Genomic DNA, 24132 nt, shown 5'->3' with positions numbered 1-24132 from the left:
AATATAGTAAAGATTCTGACTTAAAATGCACGCTAAGATGATCAAATCAGACGCTTAGCGAACCACGGAAAGCCCTTGCAGCATAATAAGATTGCACACCGTTGTGATACACAAAGACATTGTCGTAACGGCGATCACCAAAGATGGCGCCGCCTAAGTTCCTTATAGCTGCAGGTGTTTTCAACCAACTCGACGTCTTCAAGTCGAATTTTCCAAATTGCTGCAACGCCCGATATTCTTCTTCTGTTAGCAGTTCAATGCCCATGTCAGCTGCCATACCAATAGCGCTACCTTCCGGTTTATTTTCTTTCCTGGCATCCAGTGCTTCAACATCATAACAAAGACTTCTGCGACCTTTCGGACTTTCCGCTGAACAGTCATAAAAAATGTACTCGCCCGTATTTTTATCATGGGCAACAATATCTGGTTCACCCCCAGTTCTTTCCATTTCATGGAGCGACCACAGTTTTTCAGCATTCGATTCAAGCTTCGCTTGTACTTTAGCCCATTCCATGCCTTTATGGCGGTCCATGTTTTTCTCAAAACGGACTTTCAACGCGTTCAGTAATTCTTCACGCTGCTCTGGAGACAACTCCTTTTCAATGCTTTTAATGTTGCTCATAAGTATATAATCTTTAATACACAAACAATACCTTTAGTGGATTGTGCAGGGGTCCAGCCCTTGATTTTAAGACATGTCCTTGTCATTCAAATTTAGCAAATATTTGATATACGAAAGACAATGATGAGCTTTCTATCCACCCTGGGACATTGCGACAAATAAACAAGCTGAGAAAACTCAAAATTGGCAAACAAAATATTTCTTAACCATTAAAAAAGGCACCACACCCGAGCTTGGCTGGATTAAACAGCTGTTGATAACGCAAGTGAAATGATAATGGTTAATTGTATTAAATGCCCCTCGTCAGGATGAGCCAGCAGGTGATGATCATCCAAACACTATTTTGTAAAATCATAAATGGCGGTAAATTCCCTAACTTCTTGATTAATCTTTTGATTAGTTGTTAATTATCTTGATATTTAATTGATGACTATACTCACCGTCTTACTCTGCATCATTCTGTTGATCGTCATGATCTCCGTCTTTAAGATCAACGCTTTTCTTTCTTTTCTGGTGGTATCTATAATAGCAGGCATTAGCCTGGGTTTACCATTAACAAAAATTGCTGGCGCAGTTGAAAAAGGGATGGGTGATGTATTAGGCTCACTGGTAATCATCATTACGACAGGAGCAATGCTGGGTAAATTGGTAGCAGAAAGTGGTGCAGCACAAAAAATTGCCGAGGTGATGATGAGCACATTTGGAAAAAAACATATCCAATGGGCAATGGTCATTACGGGTTTCATCATTGGCATCCCCTTATATTATGGAATTGGCTTTGTGTTAATGGTTCCCCTGATTTTTTCTGTGGTTTACCGTTACCAGCTTAATGCGATCTATATTGGTTTACCCATGCTGGCAGCCTTGTCAGTAACCCATGGCTTTTTACCTCCGCATCCATCGCCTGCAGCACTTGTGGTGCAATTTGATGCCAATATGGGACTTACCTTATTTTACGGAATGATCGTAGCCATACCTGCCATTGTGGTTGGAGGACCTATCTTTTCCAAATCATTGAAACATATAGAGGCAAAACCACTTGCTTCCTTCAGAACTAAAGAAATGCCGTCGGAAGATTTGCCAGGGCGGTGGATCAGCTTGTTCACAGCCTTGCTTCCTGTAATTTTATTGGCCCTGGCATCTATCCTGCCGTTACTCTTGCCGGCAGGTTCAGCACTTTCCCCAGTCATCAGTTTCATAGGGAACCCATCTATCGTGATGATGATTGTACTGCTGATCGCCACCTGGCTGCTTGGCTTATCAAGGGGAAAGAAAATGAGCGATATCATGTTCATTTACGGGGAAGCAATTAAGGACATCGCCATGATCTTATTGATTATTGCAGGCTCAGGGGCATTGAAGGAAATATTGGTACAAACCGGGGTAAGCCTCGAAATAGCAAAGTACCTTCAGGGAATATCAGTTGAACCTTTATTTTTAGGCTGGCTGATTGCCGCTTTAATCCGCTTTGCTGTAGGCTCCGCTACCGTAGCCGGATTAACAACTGCAGGAATTGCGTTTCCACTAATGGTCAACGCACAGACTGATCCAAATCTGATGGTGCTTGCCGTGGGTGCCGGAAGCCTGATGTTTTCCCATGTGAATGATTCTGGCTTCTGGATGTTTAAGGAATATTTTAACCTCAGCCTCAAAGAAACATTCCGTTCCTGGGCATTGATGGAAACCATTGTTGGGACCGTAGGACTGATTGGCATTTTGATTCTCAATGCTCTTTTGTAAATTGCCTGGGATAAATAAATTGCCTGGAATAAATTAATTAGTATAAAACACAATGTATCTTCTAACATGGAAAATCTAACTGCAGACCAACGTTTTGAAAAATTGGGATTAAATCTCCCGCCAGCACCTGCACCTTTAGGTGTTTATAAACCTTGCCTCATTGATGGTAAACAGCTCTATTTAAGCGGACATGGCCCTGTAAATGACGACAAAACCTTGATTATTGGAAGGATAGGAGCAGATCTGAATCAGGATGAGGGCAAAATGGCGGCAAGACAAGTAGGTCTGACCATGTTAGCTACGATTAAAGCTAATCTAGGCAGCCTGGACAAAGTAAAACGTGTGATAAAAGTGTTGGGTATGGTGAACTGTACGCCTGATTTCGAAAAGCATCCTTTTATCATCAACGGTTGCAGTGAATTATTTGCTGAAGTATGGGGACCAGAGCATGGTGTCGGCGTAAGAAGTGCTGTAGGTTTCGGATCCTTACCAGATAATATTCCCGTAGAAGTGGAGGCACTCTTTGAATTGTACTGATCAAAAAAGGAGTGCATTAATCTATATTGATTTATTGGTCAATTAATTACAATTATCAACTATGAATAAGTCAAACTGGTATGAACTGGAAAACCTGGCAAACATTGATTCCCCGGGATTGATCTTTTATGAAGACCGTATCCGGGAAAATATAAAAATGCTACTCGGTATGATCGATCATAAAAGCCGTTTGCGTCCACATGTCAAGACACATAAATCTGCTGAGGTCACCAGACTGCTGTTAGCCGCAGGGTTACAGCAATTCAAATGTGCTACCATTGCAGAAGCTGAGATGTTGGGCATTTGTGAAGCCCCCGATGTATTACTCGCTTACCAACCAGTGGGTCCTAATATCACCCGGTTCATGGTTTTACAGGAACGATTTCCAAAAACCAAATTCAGCTGCCTTGTAGACAATAAAGAAACCGCATCAAGCGTCGCTGCAGCTGCGAAACAACATAACACAACTATACAGGTATTTATCGATGTGAATGTAGGCATGAACCGGACAGGCGTTCTTTCGAGCAAAGCATTTAAACTCTATGAAGACCTCCGCTCCATGGAAGGATTAAATGTACTTGGTTTGCATGCCTATGACGGTCATGTTCATGATAGCGACTATAGTATCCGGCAAGAGAAAGTCGAGGCAATCATCACAGTGCTCCAGGACCTAAGTGAACAGATCGAACAACATGACCAGCACAAACCAAAAGTCATCGCTGGTGGTACACCGAGTTTTCCGATTTATGCAGCAGCCAGCAACTTTGAATGCAGTCCGGGGACCTTTGCCCTTTGGGATCATGGCTATCAGCAAGCTTTCCATGAACAACCCTTCTTACCGGCAGCATTAGTGCTTTCCAGAATTGTATCTCTACCAGATAAAAACCTTATCTGTACGGATCTTGGACATAAAGCCGTATCGGCAGAAAATAGCTTGTCGCAAAGGATAACTTTCCTTAACGCCCCAAATTTGATTCCTGTAAGCCAAAGCGAAGAACACCTGGTACTTGAGGCAGGTGAAAATCACGGCTACAAGGTGGGCGATTTATTATATGGATTACCATTCCATATTTGTCCGACTGTTGCACTTTATGATACTGCCCTGAGTGTATCCACCGAAAGGCCGCCGGAAATATGGCCGATCAATTCCCGAAAAAGAAAAGATACCATATAACGCCTTATTTTAATAAATAACTTAAAAACTATCACCGCTAAAAACCAATTATGTTTACAATCGATGCCCACCTGGATTTGAGTATGAATGCGATGGAATGGAACCGTGACCTCAGGCTTCCTTTGAAAACAATCAATGAGCGCGAGCGCGGCTTAACCGATAAACCAGATCGTGGCAATGCAACGGTTAACTTTCCGGAACTGAGAAAAGGAAATATTGGATTGGTTGTGGCTACACAAATTGCACGCTATGTTGCTCCAGACAATCCATTACCAGGTTGGCATTCCGCCGAACAGGCATGGGCACAAACACAAGGGCAATTGGCATGGTACCAGGCGATGGAAGCGGCAGGGGAAATGGTGCAGGTGAAGGACCTTGAAAGTTTGGAAAAGCACCTGGCTTTATGGCAAAGTGGAACACCAGTGATGGAAAAACCCATTGGTTACATCCTGAGTCTGGAGGGCGCAGATTCATTGGTCGATGTGGGATACCTTGAAAAAGCCTGGGAAAAAGGCTTAAGGGCTGTAGGTCCAGCACATTATGGACCAGGAAGGTATGCCCAGGGAACAAATGCCACAGGGAAAATGGGACCCGACGGTTATGCATTGCTGGCAGAAATGGAACGTTTAAACATTATTTTAGATGCTACCCACTTGAGTGACGAAAGTTTTCGGGATGCCTTGGATCATTTCAATGGTCCGGTATGGGCATCACATAACAACTGCAGGGCTATTGTAGACCATAACCGCCAATTTACCGACGAACAGATCAAGGAACTGATTAAAAGAGGTGCGGTGATTGGTGCAGCGCTAGATGCCTGGATGATGGTTCCTGATTGGGAAAGAAAGGTCTCCACACCTATGGGTACTAACTGTAACCTGGAGGTGATGATTGATCATATCGACCATATCTGCCAGCTCGCCGGAAATACAGATCACGTTGGAATTGGCTCAGACCTGGATGGTGGATTCGGAAAAGAACAATGCCCTTATGATTTAGAAAGCATTGCGGACTTGAACAAGGTTCCAGCATTATTTGCTAACAGAGGTTATAACCAAACTGATATGGAGAAACTGATGCATGGTAACTGGCTGAGTTTTTTGCGGAAAAACTGGCGCTAAGGAAGATAAAGTAACAGGGATTCCCTCGGGATAAAAATATTTCAGCATTAAGGTAACTTTTAAGGCGGAGCTTGCGTCTATAGAGAAACAACCTTAATTTACATGAAATTCCATTTACCTTTTATTGCCCTCTTTTTCTTGTCTCCTGGATTTTTAAATGCGCAACAAATTTCAAATATTACAGGTCAGGTAAAAGACCATACAGAAAGCCTGCCATCTGCCAGTGTTTTGTTATACAATGCTAAAGATTCTACACTGGTAAGCACCGGGATTTCAGATCACAATGGAAATTTTAAATTAATGGCTAAAGGTGGAAATTACTACATCGTTTCCAGTCTTGTAGGATACAGCAAGTCACAAACACCTGTCTTTCAATTAAATGACGCATCAACTTATCAAGTGCCGGCTATCGTCCTACAGGAAGATTCAAAAAGTCTTAGCGAAGTAGCCATTACTTCCACAAAACCTGTACTTGAACGACGTGCAGATAAACTGATTTTCAATGTAGATGCTACACCATCGACTGCAGGCTTGAATGCACTGGAAGTGATGAAAAAAGCACCGGGAGTGACTGTAGATAACAACGATAATATTTCTTTGGCAGGAAAAAGCAATGTGCTGGTCACCATCGATGGTAAGCAAACCTACCTGAGTGGCCCCGAAGTAAGTAACTTATTGAAGTCGATGCAAAGTACGGAAATTGAGAGCATCGAAATTGTCAATAATCCAGGGGCAAGACATGAAGCCAATAGCACAGGAGGTATCATCAACATCAAAACTAAAAAAAGTAAAACAGAAGGATTTAATGGCAACCTGGCATTGGGAGGTGGAAATAACAAATTCATGAGTACCAGCAATTCTGTCAACCTCAATTACCGCAAACAATTCTTCAATCTTTTTGGATCCTACGGTTATAACAAGGGAAAGTATGAAGAAGAATTAGAAATCAACAGGGTTTCACCAGGTGATCAACTATATTTTGCGCAGAAGAATAAAGATACCTCCGCTAATTCAGCTCACAACTATAAAATTGGTGCGGACTTTTTTTTAAGTAAAAATCACACCCTGGGCATTTTAGCCAAGGGAAATGTATATGAAAGAATCCAGCATAGTTATAGTATGGTCAACATAGGCCCTTCATTTACCGCAATTGATTCTGTGTTGTTGACGCCAGGCTTTCTGGATGTTTACCGGAAAAATTTATCTTATAACATCAACTACAAGGGAGTTCTGGATACAGCAGGACAAGAATTAAGTCTTGATGCCGACTACGCTACATTTGATGGCCGCAATGATGGCAACTATTTGAACCGGTTCAGCCTGCCGGATGGCACATTTTTAAAGAACGGACAGGTCTACCGAAATTTTGCACCTTCAGAAATTATAATCAAGGCCATTAAAGTAGATTACACCTTGCCGATCACTAAAAAGTTGAAAATGGAGGCTGGATTTAAGTTATCTGACGTTGAAAGTGACAATGACTATATTCATGAAAACAATGTCAACAACAGTTGGGTATTTGATAGCAGCAGAAGTAACCGGTTCTTATACAATGAACAAGTGAATGCCGGTTATGCGATTATTAACCTAAATCTTGGAAAGACCTCCTTCCAGGGAGGCTTACGTGTGGAGAACACCAGATCAACAGGCAATTCGCCAACTACCCAGCAAGTCACCGAAAGAGATTACACAGATTTATTTCCATCATTCAACTTTAGCCAAAACTTTCATGCAGATCATATCCTTAAATTTTCCTATTCAAGGAAGATCAACAGGCCTAATTACCAAAACCTCAATCCATTTGTGTTCTACCTGGATCAATACACTTATAATATAGGCAACCCCAACTTAAAACCAGAGTATGCCAATAATATGGAACTTAGCTATCTGCTTCGGCAAAAAATAAGTTTCGCTATTAATTATAGCCGTACTGATGATGTCATCAGCCAGGTGTTGTTGCAGAATGCGGAAACGAATGCGATGTATCAAACGGTAACCAATTTAGCAGCTGCAGACGTGCTTTCATTTACACTGAATTTCCCCGTAAATATCGGTAAATGGTGGAACATGAACACAAATTTCCTCGGCTATTACAAACAATTGCAGGCACCAGACTTAAATGGTGCAAGTTTGGATGCTGAAGCCTGGACCGGGCAGTTCAATATTCAAAATAACTTTACGATCAGTGATGCCTTCAGCGCCGATGCCTCGTTTTGGTACAGCACGCCTCAAATTGAAGGCGCTTTCAAATTAGAAAGCCTCTATAGTTTAGATGCAGGACTTCGCTTTAACCTGCCAAATAAAAAAGGAAACTTGAAACTAGGGGTAAGCGACATTTTTCAAAGTCAGCGGGCAAGGATCAATAGTACTTTACCCGGCAATGTTTACACACTTGAACAATGGGGAACCAGCAGAAGTGTGCGCTTAACTTTCACTTACCGCTTTGGAAAAATGACAGTTAAATCAGCCAGAGACAGGGCAACAGGACTGGATGCTGAACAAAAAAGGCTGGGAGGGAGGTAACAACTACATAAATCCCTTTAAGCAAATCTTCTAATAAGTAAAATTAACCCGATATTAGATTAAGTCAATAAAAGAGAAATCATGAAGAACCTCATCCTTCTAGTTTTGACCGTAACCGCATTTAGCGCTTACAGTCAGGTTGACACCAGTTCAGCGCTTTATATCAACATCAAAAAGCAGGACAGTATCTTTTTTGAACGGGGGTTCAATCGTTGTGACATGGACTACCTTGAAAAAACGATCAGCCAGGACCTAAAATTCTATCACGACCAAAGTGGCTTTCAGGACAGGAAGATCTTTTTCGAAAATATGAAGAAATACATCTGTGGCACCCCGGATAAAAAACCAATAAGGAAGCCGCAGGAAGGAAGCTTTGTTGTCTTTCCACTTTATAATAATGGCGTGCTCTATGGGGCTATCCAACACGGCATTCATCAATTTTATAGAAGAGAAGCTGGTAAAAAAGATGTGTGGACGGCTACTGCAAAATTCACTTCGGTCTGGGTCCTTGAAAACGATAGCTGGAAGTTAAGTGAAGTGTTGAGCTATGACCATCAGGAACCTAAAGCAGGAGAATCAGGGAATTAATAGCGCAATCACCCTTTTAGTTTAATTTTCTATATTCATATGGCGTTGAACCAACCCTTTGTTTAAATACCCGTGTAAAATGTTGTGGATATTTAAAGCCCAGTTCATATGCAATCTCACTTATCGATTTTCGGTGATCAAATATTTTTTCCTTTGCTATATCCATTACCTTAGCCTGGATATGATCCAAAGCTGATTTTCCAGTCTCCTTTTTGATCAGGTCCCCAAAATAGTTTGCAGAAAGATGGAGTTGTTCTGCACAATAGGCAACAGTTAGTACGCCTTCCACTTGTCAGGATGCTCAGCTCATCGTCAGCCTGAAAGATGTTTACCTTAGCAATACCTTCTAGCTTTAATGCGGCAGACAGCGAGTAAGAGTTGGATTCATAGACCTGACCGAAATTCAGCTGAAGCCCGGGTTGTTGGAGTTCTTTTCCGGTAACAATGATTGAAATTTTGGGCATGGGATAAACGTCCAGAACAGTGGTCCCAATTCCTGCAAGGAATCCAATGGCCGCTGGGCTTAAGAGGCTGCCTTTTGACATCGCCAATTCGCCTGCTTTAATTTCAGCACCTTGGTCATGTACATTGGAACCCTCTTGCAGGTGTTTGTTCTGCAAAGTAATTTTACAGATTACTGGTTTAGATACCAATATCACTGATATTTTAAATTTTATTTCCTGTTGTTATCAAATGTAGATAGGCTACGGGGTAAAACACTAACACATAGATAATGTGCGACTTAACCAAAGAAGTGGATTCATTTTTGCAATATTAGGAATGAATTTGAAGCCTATTATTTACTGTTATTTACAGTATTTCAGCAAGAGCTCATCTGCTATCTTATCACCCATGAGCTGTATTTTAGTCCAATCTGCGCATGCTCCTTCTAAATTACCGAGCATCTGTTTGCAGATTCCCCTACGGTACAAATTATCCACATCATCACTCTTGGCCTCGAGTGCTTTATTGTAATAATACAAAGCGAGTTCATAGTCTCGATTTTTATAAGCGGCATAAGCCTTTTGGGCATCGAAATAGGACGGTAGTGTTTGCTCAGAGGAGAGGTATCTCAACTCCTGGTTCATCAGCACTTTTACAGATTTTCCATTATAATAAGCCGGTTGCCAACTATTTCTAGCGGAATTGAACGCTTTGATGTACTCGGCGTCAAATTTCGGATTGATTCCCTGAATGATTCTAAGGCTATTAGGAAAACCATTTGCATCAATGATAAAGGTAGAAAGCAGTTGTCCACTCTTGACGTCCATCTTTTTTTTTCGGATCTTATCATAAATATAGGATTGAAAAGATGGCCCCTTAAACTGAGCAAATATTTTTTGACCAGATTTAAAAATTGTATCGGTCCCCTTGATGCTAAAGATGTCATCTGAATGGAGCGGCATGCTTTTTTGCAGGAGTTGTTCCTTATATAGTGTATACTTAATCGCCCAGGGGTCCTCTAATGAGCCATTTTCAGCACTGCTAACGAGTACTATTTTGTCTGCAGTGCTTTCCAAAACCTTCATTGTATTTATAATTGAACCGGCCTCGCTTTTAATCACTAAATGGTTTCCTCTGATTGCAAATAAATAGGGTGTGCCCTTTTCATAGTAGACGCCTGAACTACTGATTTGATCTGGACTAGTGAAGGTATATTTGACGTAGTTATACTTAAGAAGATTGTCTTCGGGGAGCTCATCATCACTTAAGTAGGTGACCTTTGTAGCAATATAAGTGCCATTTAACTTTATCTGGGCTTGGACGGCAAGTACAGACAATGTTAAAGCTATAAATAGGCCAAAGCGGAGCGGAACAGTGAGAATAAATTTCATAAGAGCGTTTAAGCCATTAATATAGAATATTAAAATTATTTATCGTAAATTCTCTTAATTGTTTAAGCGACAAGCACCTTAAATATCTGTAAATTAACCTACTAGTTGACTAAATGAGACCAATGTTTGTCAGCGGTGGACACCGTGTTGAACCCGTTTGACATAAATTAGCTTTATCACCTAAAAAAACAAACTATATTCCAATGAAAAAAACATCCTTCGTACCTTACTTGCTTTGTACAGGACTTATTTTCACTTTGGGTTCCTGCGGAAACAATAGAACAGCAAACGATAACAAGCCTAACATCCTCCTGATCGTGGTGGACGACCTTGGCTACTCTGACCTGTCGCCATTTGGTGGGGAGATCCGAACGCCCAATATCCAACGCCTGGCCGACAATGGGCTGATTGTGCAGCATTGCTATACCTCGCCGCTTTGTGCGCCCTCCCGGGCCATGATCATGTCCGGAATAGATAACCATATCAGCGGAATAGGCGCCATGTCTCCATTTCAGGCCGCCAACCAGTACATGCAACCAGGTTATGAGGGCTACCTGAACGACCGGGTGATGAGTCTTCCCGAAACCCTGCGAAAAAACGGCTACCACACATACATGAGCGGCAAATGGCACCTGGGCCACGAAGAAGGAAGACGGCCGTTTGAAAGAGGTTTCGAGCGTAGCTTCACCTTCCTGGGCGGCGGAGCCAGCCATTTTAGCAATATTTTCCCATTAGGCCCTGAGGAAATGATACACACCGTGTATATGGACGACAGCGTACAGGTGAAAAAGCTTCCGGAAGATTTTTATTCCTCCATCTTCTACGCCGACAAAATGATACAATACATCACCAAACAAAAGGATGAGGCACCATTCTTCGGTTACCTGGCCTTTACTGCGCCACACGATCCGCTGCATGTGCCAGATAAATGGATGGATAAATACAAGGGAGCATACGACAAAGGATATGACCACATTCGCCAGGTTAGGATGAACAATATGAAAAAGCTTGGCCTGATAGCTAACGATCTTCCAATTAACATGGGTTCAGGAGAATATAAGAAGTGGAATCAGCTCTCAGCGCAGGAGAAAAAGATTGAAGCCCGACGGATGGAACTCTATGCCACCATGCTGGAGATAATGGACATGGAAATAGGCCGCGTGCTGAAGGCCCTTCAAAAAGCAGGCAAGCTGGAAAATACCATCATTATCCTTATAGGTGACAACGGCGCCAACCCCAAAAATCCTTCATTTTATAAAACAATCATGAAGCCATTTGATAACAGCCTGGAGAACATGGGCAAAGCAAACTCCTTTGTTTCATTGGAAGGAGCCTGGGCAGAGGTGACTGCTACGCCTTATTCCTATTTCAAAACCACCACTGGTGAGGGAGGTATCCGGGTGCCGTTTATCATCTCTGGGCACGGTGTTGCCGTAAAAGGAGTGGATGCGACCAACAAAATTTTAGGTACCGACATCATGCCTACGCTGCTCGAAATGACTAACATTAAACGGCCAGACACCTTCCAAAACAATAAGCTGGCAACCATGACGGGAATTTCATTTAACAAAATGTTAAGCAATAAAAAAAGCTCCGTGAGGAATGAAAAGAGTGGCTTTGGGATTGAAAGCCTGGAGAACAAGGCTTACATCAAGGGCGAGTGGAAAATCCGGTTCCTGATGCCACCTTTCGGAGATGGCAGAAGCTGGCAGCTGTTTAATTTAAAGGAGGATCCTATAGAGCAGCGAGACCTTGCCGAACAAAACCCGGATAAGCTTCACGAGATGTTAAGCGGCTGGACCGAATATACGCAGGAAGTGGGCTATATACCCTATTTAGGAGGCAGAGCCTATAGTGTGCTGGGGCCAGATAATTTTTTTAAAGCAGTGTTGGATTCCACAAATAAAGCCCTTATAGAGAGAGCTACGCTGGAGTTGCAGCGTGGTGGCGAGTAGATTTTAGACAATTTGAATAATAAGATGCTCCGTGAAAAAGCAATAATGGTAAAGCGGTAATTTTAATTTTTAAGGAATAAATCTTAAAATAACATTTGTACCCCGGTTTCCGGAGTTATTATCACCACAAAGAATGTAACCTACATTTCCTACAGCGGCTGCTCCTGCAAAGACTTTGTTTTGGTCAAGCAGGTTATCAACTTTAGCATAAGTATCTGTTTCAGGATTATATTCAATTAGTTCAGAAGTTACACTATTGGTGTTAAATAAAGCTGAGCCTATATAACCTTTGCCGTTAACAGTAAAGGAAAATTGTGGGGTGTTTACAATAGGGGAAAGGTCCTTTAACTTTACCCATTTTTCCGTGTTTAAATCAAAAGACCAGGAATCGGCGGGATACCTTGGCCCAACAGAAAAATTGTAAGAATCTCCAGCTAATAAGGTCACTTTATTCCCGATTTTAATGACAGTAGCTTCACCACGAGGGGTGCCAGGGAAATTTTCAATGACCTTCCAAAGGTTTTTCAATGGATCATAGCGCATTACATAACTGAAAACATACTGATAGTTTCTGCTGTCATATATATAGCCACTCAGCAAATAGCCATAGTTATTACTTGAAAATGCAGACATGCCTTTTAATGGATAATTAGGATAATCACTTACCTTCTTCCACGTATTGGTACCACTGTCATAGTTAAACACATAATTTGTGCCTTGATTACCAATGATAACCGAAGCTGGAACTACATAAATTTTACCATCAATTACCATCGCTTTTGAATATCCAGGTACACTGGGCAAATCTGCAATTTGCTTCCATGAATCCGTTGCAGGAGTATATTCCCACATATCCTGAAGAATTGATGCAAAATGCCCGAACCCAAGGCCGAGATACATTTTATTGTTTGCTTCAAATACCAGGGGAGAAATCCTTGCAGGTCCGGGGAAGGGGGCAATCCTTTTAAAATGTTTATACACTTTAGCGTTAAACTCAGAAATCGTTTTTAGGACCGGACTGGTTTGCACAGTAATTTTATCACTATAAGAATATTGGGTATCCGCAATTTCTACTTCAAGTGTTGTTTTAGTAGCGTTGAGCACCACAAATTTATTGTTTCCAAAAAGAACCGTATTGCGATCTTTCAAAGGATGAAAATTATCACCGGTAAGTTTAATCTTTTCTCCTACAGTTCCATAGATCTCCTGGCTTTGAATTATTTTTGGAATTTTGAATCTGATGGGGACTGAAGCTATGTGAGCACCATATAATTGTACATCTAACATACTATACCACGATGCTGGATTCGCTTCCAGGGGAATCTTAAAATAAATTGTGTTACCGATGATTTTTAGAGGGACGAATTTTAAGTTTTTATCGAGTACAAATTCTAACTTAGTTAGATCAATGTCAAGGTCATTAAATAACTGTACTTCTAATTCATCGTCCCAGGTATATTCACCTAAAGTGGTTTGAAAGTTTATAGCACTTCCTTTTTTACCTTTAAAACTAATTTCCTGACTGTAAATCGTTTCTTTGCTTTTTGTAATCAAATAAGCTCTTGCGTAATAAGTACTATCTGCTTCTAACCCTGTGGCAAGTTTAAAATTGAAATTAACGGTGGCATTATTCATCACCTTAACAAAAGAATTCTCTTTTGTTGGCATTGGTTGTTTTCGCCATACAAAACCTACTTCTTTTATGTTACTGGCTTCCACATCCTGTGCAGTGGCTGAAAATTGAATTGCTAATGGATCAACACTATTTAAAGTGAAATTAACTGCAGGAGGATCTTGTTGTTCTTTTTTACAACCAGAAATCACACAAAATAAAACGGAAAGGAAAAAAACAAGGCGTAAATAACGAAACATGAAGGGAGAGCTTAATTAATTCACCAAAGATAAATTATTTTAACCTTATTCCATGAAAGTCTTAGGTTTTTCCAACTTCATAATTGGATCCTGCATTCCTAAATCATTTTATGCTAATGATTAAGTGCGTTTATAAGAAAATATGAATGCACGAGAGTTAAAGCTTTTTGTCCTTACACCTTTAAGAATTGTCCTCTAGCTTCTCTCAACAATAGCAGCCCTTTTCTGACTTTCTCATATCTTGAGTTTAAATGTTGGTTTGATGCAACTTTGTACGATGACCGCTAACAATGACGAGCCACCTGTTAGTGTGTATTCTGGTGAAAGTGTTTCGTAAGCAAATAACAGATCCCAATGAAAAGCAAAAACCCTGCTAATCGTTTGATTGCAGGGTCTTATACATTTTGATAGTCTTTGGTGTGATCCCGCTGGGATTCGAACCCAGGACCACTACATTAAAAGTGTAATGCTCTACCAGCTGAGCTACGGAATCATCTTCTTTTTTAAAGAGATGCAAAGATATCAATTTTCAGGAAAAATCAAGGTATGAACCACTAAAAATTGAAAGAATTCACATCATAAACAGCCAATAGACTGATAATAAGCAACTAAATTAATTCACGGATCGCATTTTTTTTCCGTACCAAAGGATCAATAAGGCTAAGCTTATAGCGGCCGACATGATTAGTGGCATGGGCAGGACAGAATTTTCAGGAAAAAAGCTTACTGCAAAAGATGCCAAAGCACCTAAACCCATTTGCAAAGCACCCATTAAAGCGGAAGCACTGCCCGCATTTTTTGAAAATGGTGCCAGAGAAAGTGCCGCAGCATTTGGATTAATCAATCCCAGACAAGCTAAAAACAAGGCGATAAAAGCAATGGTACTATACAGATTAAGCAGGTTGTTTAACGCTGCCAGCAGAAACAAAAAGCTGACAACACCTTGTAAAATTAATGCCCAATTGACTATTTTCTTGCTGGTATGCCACCTCAAAATAAGCCGGTTAACCTGACTTGAACCAATAAATGCTGCCGATAACAAGGCAAATATCCATCCATAACCCGTTTTACTGACCCCATATAAATTCATAAAAATCATGGGCGAAGCCGAAATATAGGTGAATAAACCAGCAAAAGAAAGCGAGGTAATGAGTGCATAGGTATAAAATTGCGGCTCAATTAGTACCGTATGAAATTTCTTAAGCATTGGCGCTGGTTTAAGCGAATACTCTGGATCAGGCTTATAACTTTCTGGAAGAAAAAAGTAAGAAGCTAGGAGTAAAAGAACGCCCATAAGCGCTAAAAAGACAAATACATATTTCCAGCCCAGGCCTTCAATTAAATAACCACCAGCAGTGGGAGCGAGCATAGGTGACACGGCAATCACGAGCATCAGTGAAGCAAATACCTTCGGACTCTCTTTCACAGCAAACAGATCGCGCACCATGGCTATGGAGGCGACAGCCGTAGCACAACTTCCGATGGCTTGTATAAACCTTAATACAATCAGTTGGTTAATATCGTTAACAGCCAAACACCCCAAGGAAGCCAGTATATAAACCAGCAAGCCAATATACAATGGCTTTTTACGTCCAAATTTATCAAGTAATGGCCCGTAAAGCAACTGGCCAAAGGAAATACCAATAAAGAAACCCGACAAGGAAAGTGATACTTTAGGTACCGTCGTATTTAAGTCCTTTGCTATGGCATCGAAGCCCGGTAGATACATATCAATTGAAAAGGGCCCCAGAGCCGCTAAAGACCCTAATATGAGAATGAGATAAAAATTGGTTGGTTTTGTCATTAAGCCATTTTTTAGAGGGCGCAAAGATTCACTAATTATTTACCAAATCCTAATCTTAATTTCGCTAAAGCGCACGCTTAACAACCGTTGCTATATTCATCACGAAAGCTTCCGTATACTTGCCCTTACGGTCCAGTTCAGGATCAAGAATGGTGATGTCCATGCCTGTTAACAGCTCACTCTGTAGCAAATGATACAATACTTCATTGAATTCCGGATAAGTAAGGCCATCGGGCGTTCTGCTGTCAACACAAGGCATGATATCATCATTCAATACATCCACATCTATATGTAGCCAGAAACCATCTAACTGCCTGGTTTGAATTGCATCAAGAAAGGAGTTCACAACCTGTTCGATCCCCTTTTCACGTAAGCGATCCAGGCTTTTATAGGTCGCCTTTGAATTTCGGATCTCATCTTCATAAGCATCATCATATTCACGGTTGCCAACACACCAGATATGCTCTTCCTTGATGTAGGGAGATAAGTTTAAAATGTCAGCTAATTTTTCATGTCCCCTTCCTGCAACAATCGAAGCGGCCATCCCAGCAGCACCCCCTGAAGCCGACAAAGAGATATCCATAAAATCAGTATGCCCATCAAGATAGAACAAAGCATAATTACCCCGTTGTTTTAAGGCGATGGCAGGCCCGATCACAATACTACAGTCGCCGCCAATGGCGATTGGAAATTTATCATCATCCAGCAGGTTGGTCAAAACATTTGCCTGCTGAAAGGCATAAGCAGCAATCGCATCTGCATTCCAAATACCGGATTCAGGATCTTTTACCCCGCTATATTCAGGAGGATCAAGCCGCATGGTGCTCTCAGGATGAATATGTTGATGAAAATCATGTTCCCGCAGCCAATCCGGTAAATATTTCACACCTGGTTCTCTTCCAGGCTGAAGCATGGTTAAACCTAAGTTAGATGGAAATTCAACAATGCAAATACTTTTCATTTCATTACAGCAAGAAAACCCAAGTTAATAAAATCTTCATAAAATTTAATACTTAGCTAGGCAACAAAAGTTACGGTGATGCCTTTTACCAACTATAAAAGGAGGAAGCGCATGTTTGAATTAACATGCGCTTCCTCCTTTATAATGAATGGTCACCTAAATTAAATTCTAGTTAACTTTTAACAGGGTAACTTCAACTCTGCGGTTAATTAATCTTCCTTCTTTAGTTTTGTTATCCGCAATAGGGTTGGTGTCACCAATTCCAGCGGTTTTTATTCTGTCGGCAGCAATTCCTAATTTAACCAATTGGTTTTTTACCGATACAGCTCTTTTTTCAGATAACCATTGGTTGTATTCAGAAGTTCCGGTTTTGTCGGAATGTCCTTCGACAAGGATTTCGCGGCCATCGCCTTTTTCTGTAATAACTCTTGCAACAGCAGCAATATTTTTGCTGGAGTTTTCATTCAAATAAGATGAATTGGTGGGGAACAGGATTTCGTTACTAAAAGTGAACTTGATACCTTCGTTTGTTCTCTCCACCTGGTTTTCAGGTAAGTCTTTCTTGATACCATTTAACTCAGTATCGGTATCTTTAACCTGGGAAGTAACAGGCGTTTGAACGGTTACTTTTTTGGTTTTACAGGAAAGGGTAAATAGAAGAAGTACCCCGAGGACTACGGAAAGTGTCTTTGTTGTGTTAGCAGTATATCTCATTCGCTAAAACTATCGCTTTTTTCTTAAAGATAAAATTGGGCGAACAAACTATTCTGTGGATTAAGGTGTTTTAAAAGCACTTCAGGGCTATAAACTCAATATTGTTACACAGTAAACACCTCATTAATGCAATATCAAAAACTATCCAACTATTATACTGGCACCAGCGGACTCTTACTTCCGGTGCCCAATAAAGAATTTTATCCGGAGGAATATAAGGCTAAAAGCAGACTATGCTATTATGGTTCCCTATATAACAGCATCGAAATAAACAGTTCTTTTTATAAAATCCCGATGGCTGCTACGGTAAGTAAATGGGCACACGATACCCCCGAAAATTTCAGCTTTACTTTTAAGCTCTGGCGTGGAATTACACATAATAAGGGGCTTGAATTTTTCGCTGCCGATATCCCGCATTTTATGGGAAGAATAGCAGGTGCCGGAGAAAAAAAGGGATGTTTGTTGGTGCAATTTCCCGGCAGCATCAAACCTGTGCTCATGCGGGAAATGGAACAGCTTTTAATGCAGATCCGCTTGGCAGATCCTGAAAATGAATGGAAGGTGGCTATTGAATTCCGGGATCAGAACTGGTACCAGAGTGACACTTATGAAATGTTGGAATCCCTGGAGATGGGTTTAGTGATACACGATAAACTGAAAGAAGGAGCTGCTTTCATTGACGCAGCTGCTGATTTCGTATATGTACGCTTTCACGGCCCCAGCGGAAATTATCGAGGCAGCTATGATGATCATTTTCTCTACGAATACGCATCCTACATTAAAGAATGGCTAGAAGATGGGAAACAGGTTTATACCTATTTCAACAATACGATGGGTAATGCCATCCAGAACATGGAAAGCTTAAGAGCTTATGTGCTGGAATAGCATTACCCTATTTTAGGCTTGTATTTTGCCTTCAATGGAATCATCCATTGTCTTTCCAATCACTGCACCAATCATCATTTTTATCCCAGCGATGTAATTTCCATGTTTAGTATCCCAGTAATAACCACTTATGGGACTGACCTTTAAAACGGCAATGCGCGAATCATCCAGCCCCTCTGTAAACCATGTCTTCATTATCGGCTCCCAGAGCTCTCTCATCTTGCCCCGGTCTGCTAATAACTCAGCATTCCCTTCCAAGTACAGAAAGTCTGAATGAGCGGATCCCTGGAAGTGTAATTTCACTTTCGGGTTCGCGGCAATATCCTTATAGGTATGGCTGTCATTGGCCACGAGAAACCAGATTACGCCGGCATCATCGACCTTCTGAACGGTCATGGGCCTGGTGCCATAAGATTGACTTGATGAAACCTCTGTGGTTAAAAAGCAGGTTTTAGCGATATCTACCAATTCTTTAATCTTCTTTACTGCAGCTTCTGCATCTAAATTTTCACGGTTTTTCTCTTCCTGGTTTTTATTGATGTTGTCCATATTCTTATTATTATAGATTTATAAGACTACAATCAGGCAATTTCTTTGTTTTAATTTTTTTAACAGGAATGCTTCAATGCCTGCCCCCTGAATTCCCTGACGCTGGAACTTAAAAAGAAATATTTTAATCATTATGTTTGAATGTATGCTACTCTATCATGCTAATACTTTATTTTTAAATTTGGTCATTAAATAATTAATCAAACCGTATCGTTTAAAATCATGGAAAAAGATAATCAATGGCAGGAAGAATTAGCACTGCTTAAGTCAATTATACTTAAAACAGGACTCACCTCCACCATTAAATGGGGTATGGAAGTATACACCCATAATGGTAAAAATGTGGTAGGTGCTCTTGGTTTCAAAAATTACTTTGCCCTTTGGTTTTATAATGGTGTTTTTTTGAAAGATGAGCAGCAGGTTTTAGTCAGCGCACAGGATGGGAAGACCAAAGCCCTGCGCCATTGGCGGTTTACGGCAATGGAGGAAATCAATGAGACACTGGTATTGGAGTATATCCATGAGGCGATAAAAAACGAGGAAGAAGGAAAAGTATGGAAGCCACAAAAGTCAGCCGCCGCGGTAATTCCCGAATTACTTTCAAACACCTTTCTTACCAATAAAGCCCTGGAAACAGCTTTTGAGAAACTAAGTCCTTACAAACAAAAAGAATATATCGAACATATTGACGCTGCAAAAAGAGAAGAAACTAAAAAAGCAAGGTTGGAAAAAATAACGCCGATGATTCTACAGGGTGTTGGATTGAATGACAAGTACAAAAATTGTTAACCTGATAAAAAGACAAGCTATTCGACCCTAATTGTTCCTTTCATGACGACATGAATGCTACAATAGTAATTGGCATCATTAGTTACTTCCATTTTCCATGATGTTCCGGTTGAGATAGGAGATGATTTCCAGGCTTTTGTTTTTTCTTCCGTCACATCATGATTCATGATATCCCGGTTAACCCATAGCACCGTGTCACCTTTTTTAACCGTGATGGCTTCCGGCACAAACTTCATATCCTTAATTTCAACCGTATAAGTTTTCGGTCGATCAGGCGGTGAAGAACAGCTGGAGGTTAAAGTTGAGGTTAGTGCCATCAGCATAAAAAATATTTTCATGGCTTTACTTATGTTGTTTTTGTATCATTTCAGCGTGGCCAAGATGCGCTTTTAATGCAGGAACCACTTTTTGTAACAGGGCTTTCAATTCTGCATTTTCACTTGAAGGAACCAATGTACCTTCTACAGTAGAAATAACGGCTTTATGATAAGCTACCTCATTATCGATATAGGCTTTATCAAATGCTTCTCCTGACTTTGAACGCAAAGTTTTCTTGGTAATTTCTGCATCAGCCAAGAGCTTTTTGCTCACCGAATTGTCCTTCGGAGTTACTTTCAATTTGGTAACCAGTTCCACTGCCTGTTTAATGATTGCTTTGTGGTCATTGGTCATGGTTTCGGCAAACTTAAGCACTTCCGCATTCTTTGATTTTTCTTTGGCTACCGCTGCATAGTCAATATCAATCTGGTTAGCCGTAACAGCAATGTTAGCGATCTCCGGGTCTGTGAGTTTAGTGCTTTGTGCAAGCGAAAAACTTGTAAATACAACCAATAGTACTATACCAATGGCTGTAGCCGTTAATGAAGATTTCATGATTTTCATAGCTTAAAGGTTTTGATTGTTCAGGTAAATATGTTTTGAATTGTTAAAGTGATTTTAAATATTCTACCAGGTTTTGTTTCTCTTTAGCGGTAAGGTTTAATGACTGGTGTTTATCATAATGGTTAACAACATCACCTAAGGTGGCAAACCTGCCATCATGATAAAAACCTCCTTTTGTTCTGGTAAATAACCCACCTAATGGCGTTGTACGGTATTTACCTGTTGGAGAGCGTTTAGCTTCAAAATCATCGATGCCAATTTCTGCGGCTGTATGTAGAATATTATCTGCATACAAAGGACCTGCATGGCAGGAAGCACATTTCGCTTTATCTAAGAAAACAGCCTTTCCTAGATTCGCAGCGGACTGGTCATAACTGCCTGCAGGAGGTTTCGGTGCTGGAATTGAATGTTGATAGGCTTTTAAAGCTGGCAATTTTGAGGTCAGTAAATCCGGATTATTGATTACATTATAAAGGTTGTTTTCGGTTGCAATTGGATATTTTTCCTGATTATTTAACCTGGGATCGATAAAAGTTCCTTTGCCGTGCATTTGCAGGACACCTACAAAAGCATTCCAATAACTAATATCTCCCCATCCGGTATAGGTCGTCAGGGTTATACCTTTTAAACCAAAAGCAGCCGGTAGTAAGCTTGCAGATACTTTTCCATCAGGCCTAAGCGCCTTACCATCCACAAATAGTACGGCATCATACTTACCAGGACCCCATAACCCCAATACTGTCCTCAAAGTGCCTTCATTAACATGGAGCATGTCTGCTATAGGTTTGGCATTGTCTGTTAAAGATATGATTGCCCCTACATTCAGGTCCCTGTTCGGCCAGCCGTCCAGCCGGTTGCCAATTCCGGGCGCGAATGAATCGTCGACCGTAGAATGGCAGGAAGCACAGGTAATACCGATTGAACGCAATGCACCATTGGCTTCAAACGTTCCTTTTACACCCACCACTGCATCTAATTTTAATAATGCAAGTGTACTGGCGGGATCATCAAGGCTGATGGCACCAGATTTTATCCCGGCGACCACTTCTGGAGGTAAAGCTTTGGCGTCTACTTTTAAGCCGACGGCCAAGGCTGTCCGCGGACTAACGCCAGGACCGTAACCTCCCTTGGCCGATCCCGCGATTGCTTTGTCTAAATGGAGAAGGCCGCTCCAGAAATCTTCATCTCCAAACGTATCGTAACGGAAGATCTCTTTCCCCTCATTGACTAGTGCAGGAGAAGGTTCCTCATCCTTTAGAAAATGATCTTTTTTACATTGTGACAGGAGTACAAACCCCATCAATGTTGCGATAACAATCGATTTGCTATAATTTGCCATAACGAAAGTATTACTTTGTTAAACCTAATAATAGATTAGAGATGAGCTGGCTGAAAAGGGTTACAAAGAATCTGCCCTAATGGCATTATTTAAAATGATAGGCTAGACCATCACGCCAGATATGATGCGATTGCATGTGCAAACATAGCCACAAAATTAGGGCGGGTTTATAATTTTCGTTCATTTCCTATTGATATGGAAGCTGAAAGAGAACTAAAAGCAATCTCAAAGATTAAGCGTGCCGATTTGACGGGAATAGAGATATATGATTATGAAACGGAATTTTTAGAGGTGTTGGAGGCTTTAGCTTTACGATAGTCAATATAATTACTTCTTTAAATTCTGCATCATGATTTGTTTGAGCTGATCTGCTGATGGCATTCGGTTACAAGATAGTTGCGCTATCAATCAGGTTCACCTGTTTTCCCATCTTTTTTTGGATAACCTCAAAATGGTGTAGTTCGTTATGACTCACCAGTGAAATTGCATCTCCCGCTGTTTCTGCACGGCCAGTTCTGCCGATACGGTGTACATAATCTTTAGGAGACCGGGGTAATTCATAATTGATCACAAAAGGGAGGAAATTGATATCAATACCCCTCGCCATTAAGTCTGTGGCCACTAATACCCGTAGTTTTCCTGATTTAAAATGAGCTAAAACTTCTGTTCTGGCACCCTGACTTTTTTTACTGTGAATAGCTTTTGCGTCAATCTTATTTTTGAGAAGCTTGTTAACAATAGCCTCTGCCTGATGAACCGAAGAAGCAAATACCAATACTTGTTTCATGTCATGATGATTGATCAGATAACGCAAAAACGGGCCTTTCTTTTCTTCAGAAACGATATAAGCCACCTGGTTAATAAAGTCAATCGAATCTTCTTCTTCTTCTATCTTAAAAACCACCGGCTCGTGCAATAAGATCTGGTTAATTTGCTGAAGATCATCAGTTAATGTAGCAGATAATAATATATTCTGGCGCTTTTGAGGTAAAAGCGCAATAATCTTATTCATTTCCTCCTTAAATCCCAGATTGAGCATCTTATCTGCTTCGTCCAGTACCAAAGTTTCAATGCTCGATAAGTGCACAGCATTTGAATCCACTAATTCCAATAACCTACCTGGCGTGGCAACCAGCACATTTACACCTTGCAGTGCCATCATCTGTGGATTAATGGAAACACCACCATATACAGCCAAAGTTTTGATAGACTCAGAAAGTGCAAGGCTAAAAGCCTGGAAAACATCCTTCACCTGTTCAGCCAATTCACGGGTTGGTACAACAACCAGCACATTAGCATGACGGTTTTTAGCGCCGAAAGTCTGTTGCAAATTTGTTAAAAGGGGCAAAACATAACCCGCAGTTTTTCCTGAACCTGTCTTAGCAATCCCTAAAACGTCCTTTCTATCTAATATTGCCGGTATAACGGCTTGTTGAATAGGGGTAGGTACGGTAAAGTTTTGATTTACCAGTGCTTTTAGTAAAGCAGGTGATAAACCTAAGGACGAAAAAGACATATTATTCAACATTTTGGTAAAATTAAACAAAAATCGCTGTTAGCCAAGCTTAATTTATTCATAACAATGTACGATAGCATGGAGTAAAAGACTTGATTGAGAATTGACGCTGTTTACTACATTTGCAGAAACATTCTCTAATTCCATTTCCCAGTTCAGTTATTATTATTAATATTAAATCAAAACATATCTTAACATGCCAAACTTTACAGCAATTGATTTCGAAACTGCCCATGGGAAACGCTGGAGTATTTGTCAGGTCGGACTGGTGCGAATCGAAAATGGATTAATTAAAGAAACGATTAACCGGCTGGTTTGTCCTCCGGACAACTATTATTTTTACCGGAATATTGAAGTGCATGGCATTAGTCCTGAACGCACCCGTAGGTCTCCTGATTTTTCAGCGGTTTGGAATGAGATTTCTCCTTTTATCCAGGGACAAACTGTAGTTGCGCATAACGGTGCTTTTGATTTCAGCTGTCTTTCTCAAACTTTAGATTATTACCAGATTGCACAACCAGAATACACCAAAGCTTGTACTTATAAGATTTACAAAAAAAAGCTGGCTTCTTTATGCCAGGAACACCGGATCCCTTTGAATCATCATGATGCGCTGAGTGATGCGCTGGCCTGTGCAGAACTTTATAAAATGCACTTAAATAAATAGGGGTTGTATCATCAGTTAAATTTTCAACTTATAATACAACCCCAGAAGATGTTAATTAC

23 protein-coding genes, 1 tRNA gene and 1 pseudogene are annotated in these 24132 nt (G+C 40.7%); 11 read left to right on the top strand and 14 right to left on the bottom strand.

The features are described from left to right. Positions 1-46 precede the first annotated feature (46 nt). Complete coding sequence (locus tag WG905_RS06340; protein WP_339590866.1) at positions 47-622, bottom strand: DUF4256 domain-containing protein; 576 nt, start codon at positions 620-622, stop codon at positions 47-49. A 139-nt stretch (positions 623-761) separates the two neighbouring features. On the opposite strand from WG905_RS06340, the pseudogene WG905_RS19515 reads away from it, so the two are divergent. From WG905_RS19515 to WG905_RS06310, 7 genes and pseudogenes are all read left to right on the top strand, one after another. Then, positions 762-896, top strand: a pseudogene (locus tag WG905_RS19515) (hypothetical protein); the annotation flags it as partial. A gap of 152 nt (positions 897-1048) precedes the next feature. Continuing rightward, positions 1049-2362, top strand: coding sequence for a gluconate:H+ symporter (locus WG905_RS06335; RefSeq protein WP_339590865.1), 1314 nt, complete (start codon positions 1049-1051; stop codon positions 2360-2362). Positions 2363-2428: 66 nt separating this feature from the next. Continuing rightward, complete coding sequence (locus tag WG905_RS06330) at positions 2429-2899, top strand: RidA family protein (RefSeq protein WP_339590864.1); 471 nt, start codon at positions 2429-2431, stop codon at positions 2897-2899. Positions 2900-2960: 61 nt separating this feature from the next. Then, positions 2961-4073 carry a D-TA family PLP-dependent enzyme gene (locus WG905_RS06325; protein WP_339590863.1) on the top strand — a complete coding sequence of 371 codons (1113 nt, stop codon included), beginning with the start codon at positions 2961-2963 and terminating at the stop codon, positions 4071-4073. 50 nt (positions 4074-4123) lie between these two features. Beyond that, a complete protein-coding gene (locus WG905_RS06320) occupies positions 4124-5194 on the top strand; it encodes a dipeptidase (protein WP_339590862.1) in 1071 nt (356 codons plus the stop codon). Between the two features lie 102 nt (positions 5195-5296). Beyond that, positions 5297-7717, top strand: coding sequence for a TonB-dependent receptor (locus WG905_RS06315; RefSeq protein ID WP_339590861.1), 2421 nt, complete (start codon positions 5297-5299; stop codon positions 7715-7717). An 81-nt stretch (positions 7718-7798) separates the two neighbouring features. Beyond that, positions 7799-8305: a nuclear transport factor 2 family protein gene (locus tag WG905_RS06310; protein ID WP_339590860.1), complete on the top strand. Its 507-nt coding sequence runs from the start codon at positions 7799-7801 to the stop codon at positions 8303-8305. A 16-nt stretch (positions 8306-8321) separates the two neighbouring features. On the opposite strand, the gene WG905_RS06305 is transcribed toward WG905_RS06310, so the two are convergent. The 3 genes from WG905_RS06305 to WG905_RS06295 all read right to left on the bottom strand — a co-directional run bounded on the left by WG905_RS06305 (position 8322) and on the right by WG905_RS06295 (position 10140). Next, a complete protein-coding gene (locus WG905_RS06305) occupies positions 8322-8594 on the bottom strand; it encodes a helix-turn-helix domain-containing protein (protein ID WP_339590859.1) in 273 nt (90 codons plus the stop codon). Then, positions 8476-8958 carry a MoeA family protein gene (locus tag WG905_RS06300; RefSeq protein WP_339591089.1) on the bottom strand — a complete coding sequence of 161 codons (483 nt, stop codon included), beginning with the start codon at positions 8956-8958 and terminating at the stop codon, positions 8476-8478. Before WG905_RS06300 ends, WG905_RS06305 begins: the two co-directional genes overlap by 119 nt. A 153-nt stretch (positions 8959-9111) precedes the next feature. Continuing rightward, on the bottom strand, positions 9112-10140 hold the full coding sequence (locus tag WG905_RS06295) for a tetratricopeptide repeat protein (protein ID WP_339590858.1): 1029 nt from the start codon (positions 10138-10140) through the stop codon (positions 9112-9114). Positions 10141-10343: 203 nt separating this feature from the next. On the opposite strand from WG905_RS06295, the gene WG905_RS06290 reads away from it, so the two are divergent. Beyond that, on the top strand, positions 10344-12095 hold the full coding sequence (locus tag WG905_RS06290; protein WP_339590857.1) for an arylsulfatase: 1752 nt from the start codon (positions 10344-10346) through the stop codon (positions 12093-12095). Between the two features lie 69 nt (positions 12096-12164). On the opposite strand, the gene WG905_RS06285 is transcribed toward WG905_RS06290, so the two are convergent. The 5 genes from WG905_RS06285 to WG905_RS06265 form a co-directional block, all read right to left on the bottom strand. Beyond that, positions 12165-13967, bottom strand: coding sequence for a Kelch repeat-containing protein (locus tag WG905_RS06285; protein ID WP_339590856.1), 1803 nt, complete (start codon positions 13965-13967; stop codon positions 12165-12167). 420 nt (positions 13968-14387) lie between these two features. Further along, positions 14388-14460 (bottom strand) — tRNA-Lys (locus WG905_RS06280). Positions 14461-14580: 120 nt separating this feature from the next. Continuing rightward, entirely contained in the window at positions 14581-15771 is a 1191-nt protein-coding gene (locus WG905_RS06275) for a multidrug effflux MFS transporter (protein WP_339590855.1), read from the bottom strand. A gap of 64 nt (positions 15772-15835) precedes the next feature. Beyond that, complete coding sequence (locus WG905_RS06270; RefSeq protein WP_339590854.1) at positions 15836-16732, bottom strand: arginase family protein; 897 nt, start codon at positions 16730-16732, stop codon at positions 15836-15838. A gap of 168 nt (positions 16733-16900) precedes the next feature. After that, entirely contained in the window at positions 16901-17446 is a 546-nt protein-coding gene (locus WG905_RS06265) for an OmpA family protein (protein WP_339590853.1), read from the bottom strand. Between the two features lie 126 nt (positions 17447-17572). Here WG905_RS06265 and WG905_RS06260 point away from each other — a divergent pair, with 126 nt between their 5' ends. Then, positions 17573-18331 carry a DUF72 domain-containing protein gene (locus tag WG905_RS06260; protein WP_339590852.1) on the top strand — a complete coding sequence of 253 codons (759 nt, stop codon included), beginning with the start codon at positions 17573-17575 and terminating at the stop codon, positions 18329-18331. Between the two features lie 12 nt (positions 18332-18343). Here WG905_RS06260 and WG905_RS06255 read toward each other — a convergent pair whose 3' ends face one another. Continuing rightward, positions 18344-18880, bottom strand: coding sequence for a pyridoxamine 5'-phosphate oxidase family protein (locus WG905_RS06255; RefSeq protein WP_339590851.1), 537 nt, complete (start codon positions 18878-18880; stop codon positions 18344-18346). A gap of 222 nt (positions 18881-19102) precedes the next feature. Between WG905_RS06255 and WG905_RS06250 the strand changes: the two genes are divergently transcribed. Next, entirely contained in the window at positions 19103-19669 is a 567-nt protein-coding gene (locus WG905_RS06250) for a YdeI/OmpD-associated family protein (RefSeq protein WP_339590850.1), read from the top strand. Positions 19670-19686: 17 nt separating this feature from the next. On the opposite strand, the gene WG905_RS06245 is transcribed toward WG905_RS06250, so the two are convergent. The 4 genes from WG905_RS06245 to WG905_RS06230 all read right to left on the bottom strand — a co-directional run bounded on the left by WG905_RS06245 (position 19687) and on the right by WG905_RS06230 (position 23406). Next, on the bottom strand, positions 19687-20007 hold the full coding sequence (locus tag WG905_RS06245) for a plastocyanin/azurin family copper-binding protein (protein ID WP_339590849.1): 321 nt from the start codon (positions 20005-20007) through the stop codon (positions 19687-19689). A 4-nt stretch (positions 20008-20011) separates the two neighbouring features. Then, positions 20012-20551, bottom strand: a complete 540-nt coding sequence (locus WG905_RS06240) for a DUF4142 domain-containing protein (protein ID WP_339590848.1) — start codon at positions 20549-20551, stop codon at positions 20012-20014. A gap of 43 nt (positions 20552-20594) precedes the next feature. After that, positions 20595-21890, bottom strand: a complete 1296-nt coding sequence (locus tag WG905_RS06235) for a hypothetical protein (RefSeq protein WP_339590847.1) — start codon at positions 21888-21890, stop codon at positions 20595-20597. 385 nt (positions 21891-22275) lie between these two features. Beyond that, the gene (locus WG905_RS06230) at positions 22276-23406 is read right to left on the bottom strand and encodes a DEAD/DEAH box helicase (protein ID WP_339590846.1); all 1131 of its coding nucleotides are present in this window, start codon (positions 23404-23406) and stop codon (positions 22276-22278) included. Between the two features lie 196 nt (positions 23407-23602). On the opposite strand from WG905_RS06230, the gene WG905_RS06225 reads away from it, so the two are divergent. Beyond that, complete coding sequence (locus WG905_RS06225) at positions 23603-24073, top strand: 3'-5' exonuclease (RefSeq protein WP_339590845.1); 471 nt, start codon at positions 23603-23605, stop codon at positions 24071-24073. Positions 24074-24132 lie beyond the last annotated feature (59 nt).

The sequence above is a fragment of the Pedobacter immunditicola genome, assembly GCF_037482985.1.
Taxonomy (GTDB): Bacteria; Bacteroidota; Bacteroidia; order Sphingobacteriales; family Sphingobacteriaceae; genus Pedobacter; species Pedobacter immunditicola.
The sequence above is the reverse complement of the archived record's forward strand: the minus strand, read 5'-3'. Positions and strand labels throughout refer to the sequence as shown.

Excerpts from the sequence above, each read along its gene's own strand:
- WG905_RS06340 (WP_339590866.1), bottom strand. The coding sequence starts at position 622 with ATGAGCAACATTAAAAGCATTGAAAAGGAGTTGTCTCCAGAGCAGCGT.
- WG905_RS06335 (WP_339590865.1), top strand. The coding sequence starts at position 1,049 with ATGACTATACTCACCGTCTTACTCTGCATCATTCTGTTGATCGTCATG.
- WG905_RS06330 (WP_339590864.1), top strand. The coding sequence starts at position 2,429 with ATGGAAAATCTAACTGCAGACCAACGTTTTGAAAAATTGGGATTAAAT.
- WG905_RS06325 (WP_339590863.1), top strand. The coding sequence starts at position 2,961 with ATGAATAAGTCAAACTGGTATGAACTGGAAAACCTGGCAAACATTGAT.
- WG905_RS06320 (WP_339590862.1), top strand. The coding sequence starts at position 4,124 with ATGTTTACAATCGATGCCCACCTGGATTTGAGTATGAATGCGATGGAA.
- WG905_RS06315 (WP_339590861.1), top strand. The coding sequence starts at position 5,297 with ATGAAATTCCATTTACCTTTTATTGCCCTCTTTTTCTTGTCTCCTGGA.
- WG905_RS06310 (WP_339590860.1), top strand. The coding sequence starts at position 7,799 with ATGAAGAACCTCATCCTTCTAGTTTTGACCGTAACCGCATTTAGCGCT.
- WG905_RS06295 (WP_339590858.1), bottom strand. The coding sequence starts at position 10,140 with ATGAAATTTATTCTCACTGTTCCGCTCCGCTTTGGCCTATTTATAGCT.
- WG905_RS06290 (WP_339590857.1), top strand. The coding sequence starts at position 10,344 with ATGAAAAAAACATCCTTCGTACCTTACTTGCTTTGTACAGGACTTATT.
- WG905_RS06285 (WP_339590856.1), bottom strand. The coding sequence starts at position 13,967 with ATGTTTCGTTATTTACGCCTTGTTTTTTTCCTTTCCGTTTTATTTTGT.
- WG905_RS06275 (WP_339590855.1), bottom strand. The coding sequence starts at position 15,771 with ATGACAAAACCAACCAATTTTTATCTCATTCTCATATTAGGGTCTTTA.
- WG905_RS06270 (WP_339590854.1), bottom strand. The coding sequence starts at position 16,732 with ATGAAAAGTATTTGCATTGTTGAATTTCCATCTAACTTAGGTTTAACC.
- WG905_RS06265 (WP_339590853.1), bottom strand. The coding sequence starts at position 17,446 with ATGAGATATACTGCTAACACAACAAAGACACTTTCCGTAGTCCTCGGG.
- WG905_RS06260 (WP_339590852.1), top strand. The coding sequence starts at position 17,573 with ATGCAATATCAAAAACTATCCAACTATTATACTGGCACCAGCGGACTC.
- WG905_RS06255 (WP_339590851.1), bottom strand. The coding sequence starts at position 18,880 with ATGGACAACATCAATAAAAACCAGGAAGAGAAAAACCGTGAAAATTTA.
- WG905_RS06250 (WP_339590850.1), top strand. The coding sequence starts at position 19,103 with ATGGAAAAAGATAATCAATGGCAGGAAGAATTAGCACTGCTTAAGTCA.
- WG905_RS06245 (WP_339590849.1), bottom strand. The coding sequence starts at position 20,007 with ATGAAAATATTTTTTATGCTGATGGCACTAACCTCAACTTTAACCTCC.
- WG905_RS06240 (WP_339590848.1), bottom strand. The coding sequence starts at position 20,551 with ATGAAAATCATGAAATCTTCATTAACGGCTACAGCCATTGGTATAGTA.
- WG905_RS06235 (WP_339590847.1), bottom strand. The coding sequence starts at position 21,890 with ATGGCAAATTATAGCAAATCGATTGTTATCGCAACATTGATGGGGTTT.
- WG905_RS06230 (WP_339590846.1), bottom strand. The coding sequence starts at position 23,406 with ATGTCTTTTTCGTCCTTAGGTTTATCACCTGCTTTACTAAAAGCACTG.
- WG905_RS06225 (WP_339590845.1), top strand. The coding sequence starts at position 23,603 with ATGCCAAACTTTACAGCAATTGATTTCGAAACTGCCCATGGGAAACGC.